We start from the raw sequence: 15,210 nt of genomic DNA on the forward strand, positions 1-15,210 counted from the left end.
CGTTGTCTAATCGCATGCTCGGGGTCAAGCGAATTTCGAACACCCTACTTTGTTGCCGTGTTGCGGAGCATGCAGCGCGACATCTTTTCTTGATTGTGGGGAGCTTGCATCCTTTTTTTTGCAAACTCGTCCACTGCCGGGAGCAGGGTTGTCTCCGCGGTCGACACGCGGTCGCCGCATGATGGGTTTTCGCAGGGTGGGTCTTCCTATGTTCAAGGCGCAGTCTCGATCGAGCTACGACGGATACGACGGAATGACCCGACCCACGTCCACAGCAGGGACTCCCAGTGTCTCCTGAGCCACTGAGGCAAGGAGGCCAGCTTTTTCGCTTATGCGGGATCGCCAGCCAATGCGTTGAACACTTCGCCGGTTTTAAGCATGCTGTGCATGATGACGGCAAGCTTTCGCGCAACGGCAACCGCTGCACGCCTGAAGCCCAAGCGCTCACGCAGCTTCAGCCCCCATGTTTTGAGACTGCATTCGGCGCGGCGACTGGTTCTCGTGAGGAGGACGGTCGCCGCCTCGTAAAGTAATCCCCGCAGCTGACCGTCACCTCGTCGCGAGATATGGCCATCATAGTCGATCTCGCCCGACTGATAGCGCCGCGTCGTCAGCCCGAGCCAGGCGCCGACAGAGCGCGACGTCCGGAAGTTTACAGGATCCTCGATCGCTGCAATGTAGGAGACGGCCGTGACAGCGCCAACACCCGGAATCGTCATCAGAAGCTTTGTAGCCTGGCTCTCCCTCGCCGCTCCGAGCACCTGATGATCAAGATTGGCGGCATGCCTGCGTATGTCGCGCCACGCCTCGAGCAGGGGCAATACAACTAGCTCCAGTCCAGCATTTCCATCCAGCAGTCCCCTCACATTGGCATCAAATACCCGGCCCGCCCCCTTGGGCACGATGAGACCGAACGTCTTCATCAGGCCGCGTATCTGGTTGCTGAGCTGCTTGGAGATGCTCAAAAGCTGATTGCGCGCCGCCACCAGTGTGCGTGTTAGCATGCTATCGAAAGCCTTTACTCGAACTGCCTTGTAAAAGCCGGCTTCGGCCAACTGCGCCAAGCCATCCGCATCATTGGCGTCAGTCTTGTTGAGCGTCTCATTCAGCACCTTTTGCGCGTGCCGAGCTTCTATACAAATCGCGGGAAGCCCTTCGGCTGTCAGCGCATGATAGAACCACGTCGATAATGGGCCGGTCTCGAATACAACTCGTTTTGCTTGCGGGGCATGCTTGGAAATCATCTGAGCCAGAGCCTTTGGATCAGAAGGACATTTCCCTCGCCAGACCCGTTTCCCATCCTGCCGGATTGAGATCGCAGTATCTTTCAACGAAACATCAAGCCCAATATATTGGTCCATGGTTGCCTCCATTTGATGTTGGGCCCGGTTCCAATCGTGAGCCCGTATTTCCATCTTACCGGGGGCAACCACCCATGCCAGCTATTGCCGAGAGAAGGGTTACGGGGTGAACCGCCCGCGATTACCCCATGTTCAAGGCGAGCTCCCAATGGCCGAGGCCCTCTCATCGAGTGCCTTCACGCCCGTCGATGGAGACGTGCAGAAGCGCTCGCCGGCTCCTGGAGAAGGAGACGAGGACGAGCGCTCTGGCCGCATCTATTCCTTAACGATTGCTGTGACAGCTTCGACCACCTGCGACGCCATGGCGAACTCGCGGCCCCGACTCGAAATTCGATGGCGTTTTGCGATCCAGTCAAAATCGGTGTAGGCGGCGTAGACGGATCCGTCCTTCGCCTGATACACGAGGACCCGAACTGGCCAGTCAAGTCCGGCGAGCGGATTGGCGGTAATAAAGGTCGTGCCAAGCGCCGGATTGCCGAACATCACCAGGCGCGACGGACGCACCTCGTTGCCTGCGGCGTTGCCGAGCTTGGCCTGGTCGATGACGCCGAAGAGGGTGATCCCTTTTTCCTCGACGCTGCGCCTGATGCGGTTCACCGTCTCGCTGACCGAATAGCGGCTCTTGACCGTGACTATGCCGTCCCTGTCTGCGGCCTCTGTCGTCGAAACTTGAGCCGATGCCGTGATCGTGGTGGCGATCAGGGCGGCCAACCCTACTGCATTGCTGATCTGCATCATTGTAAAGCTCCTCTCTCTGGCCCCCAACGGGCTCCTTCAAGAATGCGGCTGTCTGCTGCGATTTGGTAATGCCGTCTCTTGTCTGTTTCGATAACTGGACCACATGGCCCGCAACGGGACGGCAAAAAGCATGGCGAGCACAAGCGTTGCGACGAGCGTCAGGACTGAAATGCTCCATCCGAACCGATCGTAGATCTGCCCGACCACCAGGCTCCCGAAGAGCCCGCCCGTGTAATAGGAAGCGAGATAGGTGCCGCTTGCTGTTGCCTTCTCACTCTCGGCGATGCGGCCGACCTGACTGGTTGCAAGCGCCTGCGCGAGAAACGTGCCGACGGCGACCATGGCAAGGCCTACAAGGACCACGGCGAGGCTGTTGCTGAACAGGGCGATGAGCCCGAGAACGGCGAGGAAGAGCGTGAGCACAATGCCGGCTCCGTCACCCAAGCGACGCGAAATCAATCCGCCGAGCGGCGTCGTGAACAGCGATGGCAGGAAAACGAAATAGACGAGGCCGAGTTGCATCGGCGAAAGCCCGAGCTCGACGAGCTGGAAGTTGACATAGGTGTAAGTCCCTATGAACACGAAGAGGATCAGGAAACCGATGGCGAGCACGCTTTGCAGCCGCCGATTGCCGAGCACCAAGCGCCAGCTCCCGTTGCTCCGCATTCGCCGGTCCGGCATCATGTGCGCCGTTCTCTTCAATGTGGTCCAGACGAGGGCCGCGCCCGCCAGGTTGAGAAGCGCGAAGGTTTGGAAGTTGATCGACAGTCCGCCGAGATCGGCAACCGCAGCCGAGAGAATGCGGCCGAAGAGGTTGCTGGCGACATTGCCGGTGACGTAGGCCGCAAGCGCGCCCGTTGCCCGCTCAGCCGGAGAATGCTCCGCAAGGTAGGCCATGGTGAGGGTGAAGGCGGTCGCCATGCACAGGCCCTGCGCCACACGCAGGCCAGCGAAGATCGCGATGTCTCGGGTTGTTGAGAGCAACACAGTCGGTACGGCAAGCAGTGCGAGACTGATCCAGATGCCGTTCCGCCGGTCCAGGTTGCGCCCAAAAATACCGACGGCAAGGCTGGCGGCCGCCATGCCGAAGGTGCTGGCATTGACTGCGAAGCCCATCGTCGCGCGGCTGACGTCGAACTGCGCCTGCAGGGACGGCAGGATTGCCTGGGTGGCGAAGAGATCGACGAGCGTCAGGAATGCTATGAGCGCAATGATGCCGAAGTGCCAGCGGTCGGCTATCGGATTTGCCAGAACGGAGACGGATACCGGCACCGTGGCGCGGTCGGGATTCGCCATCGCCTGTCCTCCTGAAGCGGGGACGTTTCCGGCCCGATGGCGGGAAACGTCCGGGTTGGGTTGATATTCGGCGTGCCGTGAGATCACATGGTGTCGGCGTCGCTGGCCATCGGCGGCAGGATATCTGCCGAATAGAGCACGGCCGGCTTCGCGCCGTTGTTCTTCCACCAATGGGCAAGATCGCCGAATTCGGCAGTGACTTCACCCGCCTTGTGTTCGATCGGGACTTTGCAACTGCTGCGATATTCCGTGATCGTGCCTTCCACGACCAGAATGTTGGCGGGACGCGCGTCGTGCGAATGCCACGGCACGATGCCGCCCGGCTGGACGACCAGCTTGCGCAGCCGCAGCGCATTCCCTTCCCACGCGCTTCCCTTCGAGGAAAGATCGATGGACGCGAGGACTTCGTCGGTCACGCCTTCAGGCGTCGTGGCGCCGGGCGCCATGGCATTTGCTGCGATCTGGTCCTTGGGGCATTCCCCGGCCATGGCCAATGGCGCCGCGAGTGTGCTTGCGAAGAGTCCGAGCGCCGCAACGGCGGCCAACGACAGACGGCCTGCGATGGATTTCTGAATCATGTCCGGTTCTCCTTGGTCGGTCCGGCCGGAGATATTCCGGCGGCACAAGGAGATTGCGGGACATTCGGCCGACAAAGAAATGCCGCCTGCTTTTGAATTCCATAGCTCAGAGCTATTGCGGGAGGGCTGAGGCGTCGGCGGCTGATCGGCGCATGTCAATGCCGGAATGCGGTGCCGCCCAGCCATAGGATTTGACTGCCCCGACGAAGGTGGCGACGGCCGGCGAGAACCGCCGGCCTGCGACAGTCACGAGGCAAACCTCCCGCGTGACCTCCGGCTCGACCACGGGCCGCACCTGCAAGCCTGGAATGACGGCACTGTATTCGGGAATGAAGCAGATGCCGAGCCCGCCGGCCACCATGTTTTGTATCCAGTCCTCCCGCTCGCTGGAGTAGGAGATCTGGGTCCTCACGCCAGAGGACTCGCACAACTCCGTGAGATAATCCCAGTATTCGCAGTTCACGCGCCTGAGATAGATCTCGCCATCGATGGCGGTAATGGGAATCGCATCGTATTGACAGAGACGGTGACCCGGAGGAAAGGCGAGCATGAACCTTTCACGAAACAGCGCGGTCACGTCGAAGCGTTCGGGGAACCGCTCGCTGCTCGCCATGATGGCCACATCTATCTCTCCTTCCCCAAGCAGTTCTGAAAGCTTGGACGGCACACCTTCGACGAGCTGAAGCTGAACGCCGCGGTGGCGCATGTTGAAGTCGGTCAGGAGGCCGGTAAACCGACGCGGTCCGATCGTGCACATGATGCCGACCTTCACATGCGCATCTTCCAGACAGAGAAAGCGTGACGCTTCCTGCCTGACGCCCGAGAGCTCGTCGAGAATCGACTGGAACCGCGGTCTCAGCAGGTTTCCGAGATCCGTGATGTGGGTCAGGTTCCGTTCCCGCCGAAACAGGAGCCCGCCGACTTCATCTTCGAGTTGCTGGACGGCACGGCTCAATGCCGGCTGGGTCACGTTGCATTTTTCGGCGGCACGCGTGAAATTTCGCGTCTCGCAAACGGCCAAGAAATACCGAACGTGGTGAATGTCCATACCCGCCCCCGCAAGGTTTTCATGTCCAGGCGGCGACTCTCCAATGCAGATGCCGCTTTCACCAATGCAATTCACCTATCGAATTCATAGCACAGTGGCATTTCAGTTGAAATGAATACAGCGCCATTCTCGCTCCGGAAGAGGCCCTTCGGCCCAAACATGAGGAGACGCGGACATGTTCAAAAGTACCGACGCTGAAATCGAGGCGATCTTCGGGCGCAGGGCGCTCGAGGGGCGCAGCGCCATCGTCACCGGTTCCACCAGCGGCATTGGTCTCGGCGTCGCCCAGGCGCTTGCCAAAGCGGGCGCGGCGGTGATGCTCAACGGCTTTGGCGATCCGGCCGAAATCGAACGGCAACGGGCCGAGATGGCGCAGGAAAACGACGTCGACGTCGCCTATGATAGCGCCGACATGTCGAGTCCGGAGGCGATCCGGATGATGGTCGAGCGCGCCGGCGCCCGCTTCGGGCAGGTCGACATCGTCGTCAACAATGCCGGCATACAGCATGTTGCCCCGATCTCCGAGTTCCCGACGGCGAAATGGGACGCGATCCTTGGGATCAATCTTTCTGCTGCGTTTCACCTCGTTCAGGCGACCTACGGGCCGATGCGCGCTCGCGGTTACGGACGCGTCATCAATGTCGCCTCGGCTCATGGTCTCGTCGCCTCGCCCTACAAGTCGGCTTACGTGGCCGCCAAGCATGGTCTCGTCGGGCTCACCAAGGTGGTGGCCCTCGAAGGCGCGGAATTCGGCATCACGGCCAATGCGATCTGCCCGGGCTATGTCTGGACGCCGCTCGTCGAACAGCAGATCGACGATCAGGCAAAATCGCACGGCATCGCGCGCGATGCGGTGATCCGCGATGTGTTCCTGAAGAACCAGCCGACCAAGCGGTTTGCTACGGTCGAAGAGATGGGGGCGCTCAGCGTCTTCCTGTGTAGCAACGCTGCCGCCTCCATCACCGGCACGGCGATCCCCGTCGACGGTGGATGGACGGCCCATTGATTGTCGCAGCGAAGAGGAGCAGAGCCATGAACGAGCACACGAAAGTGGACCTGCCGGCGCCCGCCGATCAGGAAAGACCTATCATGGCCGATGTGCGTACGGCACGAACGATAAACCTGGCGCTTCAGGGCGGCGGTGCGCACGGCGCCTTTACCTGGGGTGTGCTCGACCGGCTGCTAGACGAGCCGCACCTCTCCTTCGAAGGCATTGTCGCCACCAGTGCCGGCGCGATGAACGCCGCCGTCTTGGCCTATGGGCTTGCGGAAGGCGGGCGCAGCGGCGCGCAGAAGGCGCTCGCCAATTTCTGGCGCCGCATCAGCCACGCGGCAGCCTTCAGCCCGCTGCAGCCGAGCTTGCTGGACCGCGTAACCGGATCGAAGTCATTGGAGTTTTCGCCGGCCTTTGTCATTTTCGATATGGTGACGCGGCTGCTCTCGCCCTATCAGTTCAATCCGCTGAACTATAATCCGTTGCGCCAGGTCCTCGAGCAATCGATCGACCTTGACGCGATCCGCATGTCCCGTTGTCCGGTGAAGCTCAACATCTGCGCGACAAACGTGCGCTCCGGCAAGGTCAAGGTGTTTTCCAATGACGAGATCACGATCGACGCCGTGATGGCTTCGGCTTGTCTGCCGTTCCTGTTTCAAGCCGTCGAGATCGACGGAGAAGCCTATTGGGACGGAGGCTACATGGGAAACCCCGCCATTTTCCCGCTGATCTACGGCTGCGATACTCCTGATGTGCTGGTGGTGCATATCAATCCGCTGGAGCGAACGGAGTTGCCGCGGACCGCCGCCGAAATCCTGAACAGGATCAACGAAATCAGCTTCAATTCGTCGCTGCTCAGGGAGATGCGTGCAATCGCCTTTGTAACGCAGTTGATCGATTCCAACGCGGGTAATTCCCTCGGGCTCAAGCGCATCTTCGTGCACGGCATTTCCGACGATGAGACGATGAGAAACCTCAGCGTATCGAGCAAGCTTAATGCCGAGTGGGGAGCCCTCGTAGACCTCCGTGATCGCGGCCGACAATGCGCGGAGGACTGGCTGATGGCGAACTACGATGCAATAGGGAAGCGCTCGAGCGTCGATATCAGTACGCGTTATCTCTAGAGCGGTCTGAAGCGATTTCCGCCCGCATCCGCTCTAGAATCGATCACGTTTATGATTTTGGGTCGATTCGACCCAAAATCATCGTGATCTAGGGCGTTCGACGCCCGAACCAATCCCAGCGCGTCGCCACGGAGTGCGCGCAAGCTCTCTTTGCCATCTCCCTCCCGATGGCAGTCTTGCCCCCCAACCGGGGGGCTTTTTTTCGTCTCGGGTGCGTCCATCGCCGACGGATAGTTCGGCCTATCGAAACCATGCCTGAACAGCATTTCAAACAGCTCGAGCGGTCTGCGAAGCTTCTCAGCATCAGGCCGATGTGCGGTCTGAACAACGTCAGATCCAGGAGATGTTCAATGATCTACACGCGTACGCTCATCAGTTCCGCGCTTGCGGCGATCGCCTCCGTCTCGGCTTCCACGGCCTCGGCAGGACCGGCCGCCCAGCCCGACTACTCGTTCGAGAAGTGCTACGGCATCGTCAAGGCGGGGCAGAACGACTGCCAGACGGCAACCCATTCCTGCGCGGGGACCTCGACGATGGACGACCAGGCCGATGCCTGGATCTATGTGCCTGCCGGCACCTGCGGAAAGATCGCCGGCGGCAGCGACGCCCCGAAGGCCTGACGGCCCGCGACAGCAAGCAAAAAGGGAGTAGACCGATGCCCAAGACGTTTCCAACCCACCCGATGCCGTGCGCTGCGGGCATCGGCCTCCGTTCCATACACATTGCCGAGATGCTTTCCCGCAGGCCCGCTGCAGGTTGGCTGGAAGTCCATGCCGAAAACTACATGGGCCAATCAGCAGCCGTGGATGCGCTTGAGAAGCTGCGCGAAGTCTATCCGCTTTCGGTGCACGGCGTCGGGCTGTCGCTCGGCAGCGCCTCGGGTCTCGACCGAGCGCATCTGGAGCGGCTGCGTGTCGTCTGCCAACGCTTCCAGCCAGCGATCGTCTCCGAACACCTTGCCTGGAGTGTCGCCGACGGCGCCTACCTCAACGACCTCCTTCCGCTCCGTTACGACGACGAGGCACTTGCCATCGTTTCCGCAAACGTTGATCGGCTGCAGGACACGCTCAAGCGCCAGGTGTTCATCGAAAACCTCTCCGCCTATCTCGCCTTCGCTGAATCGAGCATGACCGAGGCCGAATTCCTGATCGAGCTCGTCAACCGGACCGGTTGCGGCTTGCTGCTGGACGTCAATAACGTCCATGTCTCCGCAAGCAACCTCGATTTCGATGCATTGGCCTTCATCGACGCTCTGCCTGCCGACGCGATCGGTGAGATCCACCTTGCCGGCCACGCGGTCAACGAAATCGACGGCGACGTCATTCTCATCGACGACCATGGGTCGCGTGTGCCGCCGGCAGTCTGGTCGCTCTATGCCCACGCGCTCCGCAGGATCGGCCCGCGACCGACACTCATCGAATGGGACACGGATGTGCCGCCGCTCGAGGTCTTATTGGGCGAAGCGATGTGGGCCGACATGCTCGCCCGCCGGATCGCCTTCGACGAACGCCTTGAGGAGCCGCCGGTCACTGTACCGGACGGCCGTTTCGAGACCATAGGGTTGCCCGGCCGCGACGGCGCAACTGGCATCCTTTTCCCGGCGCTCGCCGCAACAGCGGCAGTCAAAGCCGCTTGCGGCACGTGCGCATCGAATAATTGCAGGAGGGACCGCCATGTCTTCCATTGAAACCCTGCAAAGTGTCGTCGCGCGTGCGGTTCTGACGACCGGGCCGGCAGATATCCTGCCACTCCTGGCACGGGGCCGTTTCGATCCCGCAAGGCGGCTCAACATCTACCGCAACAATACACTGGTCTCGCTCACGACGACCTTGAAGGCCGTCTTCCCCGTGACGGTGCGGCTGCTCGATGAACGCTACTTCAGTTATGCCGCCGGCCGCTTCATTCGGAGCAACCCGCCACAAGAGCCGCGCCTTTCCCGGTACGGCGCAGGATTTGCGCCATTTCTCGCGAACTTCGAGGGAACCGCCGATATGCCCTTCGTCTCTGAGGTCGCGCGTCTCGAGTGGAAGATCGCCGAAGCGCTCGACGCGCCGTTGGAGCGGCCAAGTACACTGATCGAGCTCTATGAGGGGCTTTCGAGTGGGTCTTTCGCGCTCTTCTTGCAGCCTTCGCTGCGACTTGTTCTTTGCCGCTGGCCCGCCCTCAGCATATGGGCGGCGCATCAGCAGGCGGGCGATCCCGACAGGCTCGCGAATCTCAACCGCGAACCGGAGCGCATCGCGCTCTGGAGACATGGCGACACCGTTCGCTTCCTGCGCCTCGACGCCGCGGAGTTTGCGTTTTGGTACGTGTTGAGGCGGGGCAGGGGACTCGAGGCTGCGGTTGCCCGCGCCTGCCGCCACTCGCCTGAGTTCGATATCGCACGAGCGGTGACAGGCCTTTTCGTCAGCGAGCTCGTCACAGGCATCCATCGCGCGAAGGAGTCTTCCAACCAGCAGGAGAGAGTGTCATGACTACAATGCGCGCAACACCGATGAGTTTTTCCAGAACGATATACAGGCTCCACGAAGCGGTCGTGGAGTGGTCGGCGGCCCTGCCGTTATCGATTGTGCAACTGGGGTCCCGCGTTGCCGTCGCGGAGGTTTTTTGGCAATCCGCCCAGACGAAGCTTGCCTCGTGGCCGGTCACGCTCCAGCTGTTCGCCTTCGAATATCGCTTGCCGCTGCTCGATCCCGGGCTGGCCGCCCTTATGGCGACGGTAGTGGAACTCAGTGGCGCGGCGATGCTCGGATTGGGACTGCTCGCGCGGCTCGCCTCACTGATGCTGCTCGGCGTCGTCGCCACCATTCAGATCTTCGTCTACCCGGATCATTGGGTCGAGCATCTGATGTGGACGAGCCTGCTCTTGCTCATCCTCTCGCGGGGCGCCGGCGTGTTTTCGGTCGATCATGTGGTCGCCCGACGCATCCGTGCCGGAGGCTGAGTGATGTCGGTAACGCCTGCTCAAAGCGGTTCCCTGCCGGGGGCGACCGGCAAGGACCAGGAGAAGCGCCGGCCGCGCGTGGTCATTCTCGGTGCTGGCTTCGGCGGTCTGAACGCGGCGATGGCGCTTCGCAGCGCGCCGGTCGAAGTCACCGTCATCGACCGGCGAAACTATCACCTGTTCCAGCCTCTGCTCTACCAAGTAGCGACCGCGGGGCTCTCGCCGGCGCAGATTGCCATGCCGATCCGCCGCATTCTTTCGCGGCAGTCGAATGCCACGGTCCTGATGGACAAGGTCGAGGCGGTCGATACCGCCGCGCGATGTGTCGTGACCGGCGGCCAGCGCATCCCGTATGACTATCTGATCGTCGCGACCGGCGCCCGCCATACTTATTTCGGTAACGACACCTGGGCGGACCACGCCCCCGGCCTGAAGACAATCACGGATGCGACGGCGATCCGCGCTCGCATCCTCTCCGCCTTCGAACGGGCGGAGGTGACCGATGATCCCCGTTTGCGTCAGAAGCTGTTGACCTTCGTCGTCGTCGGCGGTGGGCCGACCGGAGTCGAGCTCGGCGGCGCAATCGCCGAGCTCTCCCGAAGGACGATCGTTCACGATTTCCGGCGCATCGATTCATCCTCCGCCCGGGTCGTGCTCGTCGAGGCGGGTGAGCGGATACTGCCGGCGATGCCGTCCTGCCTTTCGAGAAAGGCCCAGAGACAACTCGAAAAGCTTGGCGTCGAGGTGGTGCTCGGCAATGCCGTCGCCGGCTGTGACGACAGCGGCGTACGGCTGGCCGACGGAACTGAAATCGGCTCCGCCTGCGTTCTCTGGGCCGCGGGCGTTATGGCTTCGCGCGCCGCCAAGTGGATCGGTGCGGCGGCCGACCGCGCCGGACGGGTCATCGTCGACGAGCGCCTCAATCCACCAGCACACGACGAAATATTCGTCATCGGTGACACGGCCTCGGTAACCGATGCGGCCGGACGTCCTGTACCGGGCGTAGCGCCGGCAGCCAAGCAGATGGGGCGTTATGCAGCCTACGCCATTCTCGGCGATATGGCGGGACGGCAATCGGCGCCCTTCCGCTACCGTGACTACGGCAATCTCGCGACCATCGGCCGCAAGGCAGCGGTCGCGGATTTCGGCAAGACCAGGCTCTCCGGCTATCCCGCATGGCTCGTCTGGAACTTCGCCCACCTCTGGTTCCTCGTCGGCTTCCGCAACCGCCTCGTGGTGTTTCTCGACTGGGCGGTCGCCTATGCCCGCAACGATCGCGCCGCGCGGCTGATTACCGGTCACCATGAGGCCTAGCGATGTATCGCCCGAAGCTCGCCCACGTCGTCGTCGTTCTCGTCATGCTATCGGTGCTCTCCACCGCCGCGCTTATCCATCTCATCTGGCAGCGCGCAGCCGGCGAGAGCATTGAGGAGATCGTCGCGAGTCTCGATGCCCAGACGGCGGGGTCCGTCAGGAACGACCTGTCCCGGACGTTGTCGCTCGTGTCGAGCACGGCCGAAATTGTCCGCTCCATCTTCTTCCAGGGTGCGATCAACGCCGATGATGAGGTCAAGCGCGAGTTCCTGTTCCTCTCGTTGCTGCGCGAGCAGCCATCAATCGACTGGATCGGCTTCGGCTTTCCGGATGGGCGTTTTTTCGGATCGCATGCGACCGCCGACGGCCGGATCGAGATGGTCGAAATCGGCGCCGCGAGAGCCGGCGAACTCCGTCCGTTGCGGCGCGATCTCTACCGACCGATCCCGGGCGACATCTTTTTCGAGGAGCGCAACAAGGCGGAGAGCGCCTATGTGGTACTCGGCGCCCCCTGGTATCGATTGGGCAAGGAAAACGGAGAGCCTGTCTGGACAGTCACCAATGTGCTGCCGAACGGTTTCGAGCCCGCCATGGTGCTGTCGAAGCGTGTCGTGAGCTTCGGGAAGTTTATCGGCGTCGTGATGGTGGCGGTGAGCCTCCGGCGTCTCTCCGAGGCGTTAAAGGCGCTTGAACTACCGGCGCTCGGCAAGGCATTCGTTCTTGACAGCAGCGGGCGTGTCCTTGCGACATCGCAACCCTCCGACGGCGTGATGGCGGCGCATTTTTCCGACTTTCCGGCTGCCGATGCGGTGGCGTCAGCCGCGGCCGAGGCTGTCGCGGCCAATAAGGTCGATGCCTTCCGCGTGGTAGTGCCAAACGCCTCGCTCGGGCCCGTCTTCGTGTCGTCGTCGCGCCTGCCGTTCGAGAATTGGCGCCTTGTTGCCGCCACGCCACGCTCGACCTTCGCAGGCGGCATTGACAAGAATATCCGGCGCGTAGCCTTAGTCGTGCTCGCTATGGCCGCCCTTGCCGCAGCGACTGCGGTCGGCTTTGCAAATTTTCTCTTCGCCCGCCCGCTCGCCCGGCTGGCAGCGCAATTGCGTGCGGTCGAGCGCTTTTCGCTGGAAAGCGTCCGCCATCACCCGACCTTCCTCGCCGAGCTCAACGATTTCTCCCAGGCATTGAAGCGGATGGCGGTCGGGCTTTCAGCCTTCGCCCGCTATATGCCGCTCGACGTGGTGCGACCGCTCGTCGAAGGCGGCATCGAGCCGAAGCCCGGCGGCGCGCTCTGCGAAGTGACGGTCATGTTCGCCGACCTGCCCGGTTTCACGGAACTGACAGAGAGGCTCGGACCCGGCGTCGAGCCACATCTGACGCGCTTCCTGACTATTGCGGTCGCCGCTGTCCATGCGGAGGGCGGCACGGTTGACAAGTTCATCGGGGATGCCGTTATGGCGATCTGGAACGCGCCGGGCAAGCAGCCGGATCATGCTGCCCGCGCCTGCCGCGCGGCTGTCGCGATCCGGACGGCAATGCATGACGACCCGCCGATCGCGGCAGGCGAGAACGCGGTCCGCGTGCGCATCGGCATCAATAGTGGCACGGCCCTGATCGGCAATATCGGTTCCGCCGAGCGGCTGAGCTACACGGCCATCGGCGACGCGGTCAATCTCGCGAGCCGACTGGTGAACGTGGCCAAGGAGCGCGGCGTCGAAATCGTGCTGAGCGACGCGACCATGCGCGAGCTCGGGGCAGAACCGATGACGAGACCGCTCGGGCTTGCGACGGTCCGCGGCAAGGCCAGGCCCGTTGGCGTACATACGATTGACCAGCCAAAAGTTCGATCCGCGGGAGGAAGCGATGGAAATGGCGATTACAACGGTGGCGATGCTCGCTTGCCTGCAACTCAAGCACTTTGTCGTTGACTATGTGCTGCAGCCAGCCTGGATCCTGCGCGGCAAGGGCAATTTCCGCATGATCGGCGGCTATGTGCATGCGGGCGGGCACGCGCTCGGAACCGTGCCGGCGCTGATGCTCGCCAGCGCCGGCATGACGCGTGTCGCCATTCTCGTGCTCGCGGAGTTCCTGGCTCACTATCTCATAGACTACGGCAAGGCACTGCTGTCGCGGCATAGCGGCGCCGATGCGACGACCCGGGCCTACTGGGCCATGCACGGCGCCGATCAATTGATGCACCAGCTCACCTATGCGGCGCTGATCCTGGCCGCGCTGGTGTAAGTGCCTTCATCCCTGGCGCCAAACATGCGTATCCGGCGAAGAACTCTGGCTTGCTCTCGTTCTGGAGAATGTAATCCAAGTGCAACAATGCCGTGTGAAGGGTAGGGCATCAGCTACTTTCGCGCAAATGCGCCATGAAGACTTCGGCCGGCGTGCGGTAGCCCAGGCACTTGCGCGGCAGCGCGTTCAGATGATGGACGAGAGCGATCAGCTGCTGCTGGCTGATGTTGAAGAGATTCCGGCCTAGCCTTCGATGATCGATCAGGAGGTCCTGGCTCGAAACCGTTTAACTGCATTATCTGAGTTCTGGCAGGCCTCCATGCCCAAGCGTTCCCGCATTCAGGTGGCTAGCTGAGCTAGTTGTCGAATAGAGAGCGGGCGGCATCACTCCGGCGGTTCTACAGAGCACACACAGATGCACGCTCGACAAGTTTGCACGAGATGACACGACGACTCGCGCGCACCATTTCTTCAGAAATGACGCTGTTCAACCACTCGGCACCTTGGAAACCGAGATCATAGTACGGCAATGCCGCGGTGGTCAGTTCGGGCTTGAGCGCCAATGATACGGTTCTGAAATCGTCAAAGCCAACAATGCTGACGTCCTGCGGGATTCTTAGTCCCGACGTCAAAGCTGCAATATAGATCTGAATCGCCATTTCATCATTGCCGCTCATGATCGCAGTTGGGCGATCCTTTTGCTGCAACATTTCGGTCGCTGCCGCAAACACATAATTCTCTTCTGCTCCGACCGGTCCTTCCATTCCAAGACGAATGGAGAGGTCGCTCTCCGCGAGGCCGAATTCCTTCACAGTGCGGCGGAAGGCATCGAGACGCAGTTCAGCGCCAAGCAGAATCGGGTTGAGCCTGATATAGCCGATCCTTCGATGTCCCCGTTCAAGCAAATATCGGGTGAGGTCCCGGGCGCCCTGGAAGTCGTCAGGCTCGATGGATGGCAAGAGCTCGCTCGTGTGAGGCCGGCAGTTGATCATTACCGTCGGTATGCTCACATCGCCGGCCTCGGGATCCACGACGCGGTGGTACATCGTCACGTAGAGCACCCCGTCGATACGGTGGGACTGGAACATTTTCCAGATTTCCGCCTCCCGTTCGGGTAACCCTCCGGTGTTTGCCATCAGGATACTTTTCCCATGCCTATTGGCCCAATCCTGGATTCCGCGCACGATATCGACCGAATAGGGAGTCGTGGAAACATAGTCGGTGATGATCCCGAACGTGTTGGAGCGGCTTGAGCGTATTTGGCGCGCGGCCATGTTGGGAATGTAGCCGAGATCCCGAATGGCCTTTTCCACTCTTTCTCGCGTGTCCTCGGTCACATGCGGTTCGCCGTTGATTACCCGGGACACGGTCTTGTTCGATACCCCTGCCGCTTTAGCGACACTGACGATGCTGACCATATCGTAATCCTTTCCCTCTGAAAGCACTTGTACACCAAGGAAATGACAACGTCGACAATTTTAATGACAACGTCGACAATGCACGTTGACAACGTCGTCATACCAAGATTATGGTTGCCTTCATGGGAGGCTGGAGTGAGAGCCTCGCTTTAAAGAC

15 protein-coding genes and 1 pseudogene are annotated in these 15,210 nt (G+C 61.3%); 9 read left to right on the forward strand and 7 right to left on the reverse strand.

Annotated elements, in window-relative coordinates:
- Window positions 1-329: 329 nt before the first annotated feature.
- From GHK62_RS32275 to GHK62_RS32295, 5 genes are all read right to left on the reverse strand, one after another.
- Complete coding sequence (locus GHK62_RS32275) at window positions 330-1,361, reverse strand: IS110 family RNA-guided transposase (RefSeq protein ID WP_153441690.1); 1,032 nt, start codon at window positions 1,359-1,361, stop codon at window positions 330-332.
- Window positions 1,362-1,616: 255 nt separating this feature from the next.
- On the reverse strand, window positions 1,617-2,099 hold the full coding sequence (locus tag GHK62_RS32280; RefSeq protein WP_153441689.1) for a DUF302 domain-containing protein: 483 nt from the start codon (window positions 2,097-2,099) through the stop codon (window positions 1,617-1,619).
- 36 nt (window positions 2,100-2,135) lie between these two features.
- The gene (locus GHK62_RS32285) at window positions 2,136-3,395 is read right to left on the reverse strand and encodes an MFS transporter (RefSeq protein WP_153441688.1); all 1,260 of its coding nucleotides are present in this window, start codon (window positions 3,393-3,395) and stop codon (window positions 2,136-2,138) included.
- Between the two features lie 83 nt (window positions 3,396-3,478).
- The gene (locus GHK62_RS32290; protein ID WP_153441687.1) at window positions 3,479-3,973 is read right to left on the reverse strand and encodes a cupin domain-containing protein; all 495 of its coding nucleotides are present in this window, start codon (window positions 3,971-3,973) and stop codon (window positions 3,479-3,481) included.
- A gap of 112 nt (window positions 3,974-4,085) precedes the next feature.
- Window positions 4,086-5,021 (reverse strand): LysR family transcriptional regulator, encoded by a 936-nt coding sequence (locus tag GHK62_RS32295; protein WP_153441686.1) that lies wholly within the window; start codon window positions 5,019-5,021, stop codon window positions 4,086-4,088.
- Window positions 5,022-5,196: 175 nt separating this feature from the next.
- On the opposite strand from GHK62_RS32295, the gene GHK62_RS32300 reads away from it, so the two are divergent.
- The 9 genes from GHK62_RS32300 to GHK62_RS32340 all read left to right on the forward strand — a co-directional run bounded on the left by GHK62_RS32300 (window position 5,197) and on the right by GHK62_RS32340 (window position 13,635).
- Window positions 5,197-6,027: a 3-hydroxybutyrate dehydrogenase gene (locus tag GHK62_RS32300; RefSeq protein ID WP_153441685.1), complete on the forward strand. Its 831-nt coding sequence runs from the start codon at window positions 5,197-5,199 to the stop codon at window positions 6,025-6,027.
- A 26-nt stretch (window positions 6,028-6,053) separates the two neighbouring features.
- The gene (locus GHK62_RS32305) at window positions 6,054-7,139 is read left to right on the forward strand and encodes a patatin-like phospholipase family protein (RefSeq protein WP_153441684.1); all 1,086 of its coding nucleotides are present in this window, start codon (window positions 6,054-6,056) and stop codon (window positions 7,137-7,139) included.
- A gap of 350 nt (window positions 7,140-7,489) precedes the next feature.
- Window positions 7,490-7,759 (forward strand): BufA1 family periplasmic bufferin-type metallophore, encoded by a 270-nt coding sequence (locus GHK62_RS32310; protein WP_153441683.1) that lies wholly within the window; start codon window positions 7,490-7,492, stop codon window positions 7,757-7,759.
- A gap of 35 nt (window positions 7,760-7,794) precedes the next feature.
- Window positions 7,795-8,826 carry an MNIO family bufferin maturase gene (bufB, locus tag GHK62_RS32315; RefSeq protein WP_153441682.1) on the forward strand — a complete coding sequence of 344 codons (1,032 nt, stop codon included), beginning with the start codon at window positions 7,795-7,797 and terminating at the stop codon, window positions 8,824-8,826.
- Window positions 8,813-9,613 (forward strand): HvfC/BufC family peptide modification chaperone, encoded by an 801-nt coding sequence (locus tag GHK62_RS32320; RefSeq protein ID WP_153441681.1) that lies wholly within the window; start codon window positions 8,813-8,815, stop codon window positions 9,611-9,613. The genes bufB and GHK62_RS32320 overlap by 14 nt, the downstream gene beginning before the upstream one ends.
- A complete protein-coding gene (locus GHK62_RS32325; RefSeq protein WP_153441680.1) occupies window positions 9,610-10,083 on the forward strand; it encodes a DoxX family protein in 474 nt (157 codons plus the stop codon). The genes GHK62_RS32320 and GHK62_RS32325 overlap by 4 nt, the downstream gene beginning before the upstream one ends.
- Before the next feature lie 3 nt (window positions 10,084-10,086).
- The gene (locus GHK62_RS32330; RefSeq protein WP_153441679.1) at window positions 10,087-11,397 is read left to right on the forward strand and encodes an NAD(P)/FAD-dependent oxidoreductase; all 1,311 of its coding nucleotides are present in this window, start codon (window positions 10,087-10,089) and stop codon (window positions 11,395-11,397) included.
- A gap of 2 nt (window positions 11,398-11,399) precedes the next feature.
- Entirely contained in the window at window positions 11,400-13,322 is a 1,923-nt protein-coding gene (locus tag GHK62_RS32335) for an adenylate/guanylate cyclase domain-containing protein (RefSeq protein ID WP_153441678.1), read from the forward strand.
- Entirely contained in the window at window positions 13,258-13,635 is a 378-nt protein-coding gene (locus GHK62_RS32340) for a DUF3307 domain-containing protein (RefSeq protein WP_153441677.1), read from the forward strand. The genes GHK62_RS32335 and GHK62_RS32340 overlap by 65 nt, the downstream gene beginning before the upstream one ends.
- Window positions 13,636-13,744: 109 nt before the next feature.
- Here GHK62_RS32340 and GHK62_RS34710 read toward each other — a convergent pair.
- Together GHK62_RS34710 and GHK62_RS32350 are read right to left on the reverse strand one after the other, a co-directional pair.
- Window positions 13,745-13,861 (reverse strand): annotated as a pseudogene (locus tag GHK62_RS34710) (IS30 family transposase); the annotation flags it as partial.
- Window positions 13,862-14,033: 172 nt separating this feature from the next.
- On the reverse strand, window positions 14,034-15,053 hold the full coding sequence (locus tag GHK62_RS32350) for a LacI family DNA-binding transcriptional regulator (protein WP_153441676.1): 1,020 nt from the start codon (window positions 15,051-15,053) through the stop codon (window positions 14,034-14,036).
- Between the last annotated feature and the right edge of the window lie 157 nt (window positions 15,054-15,210).

The sequence above is a fragment of the Sinorhizobium terangae genome (assembly GCF_009601505.1).
In the GTDB taxonomy this organism is placed as follows: Bacteria; Pseudomonadota; Alphaproteobacteria; order Rhizobiales; family Rhizobiaceae; genus Sinorhizobium; species Sinorhizobium terangae.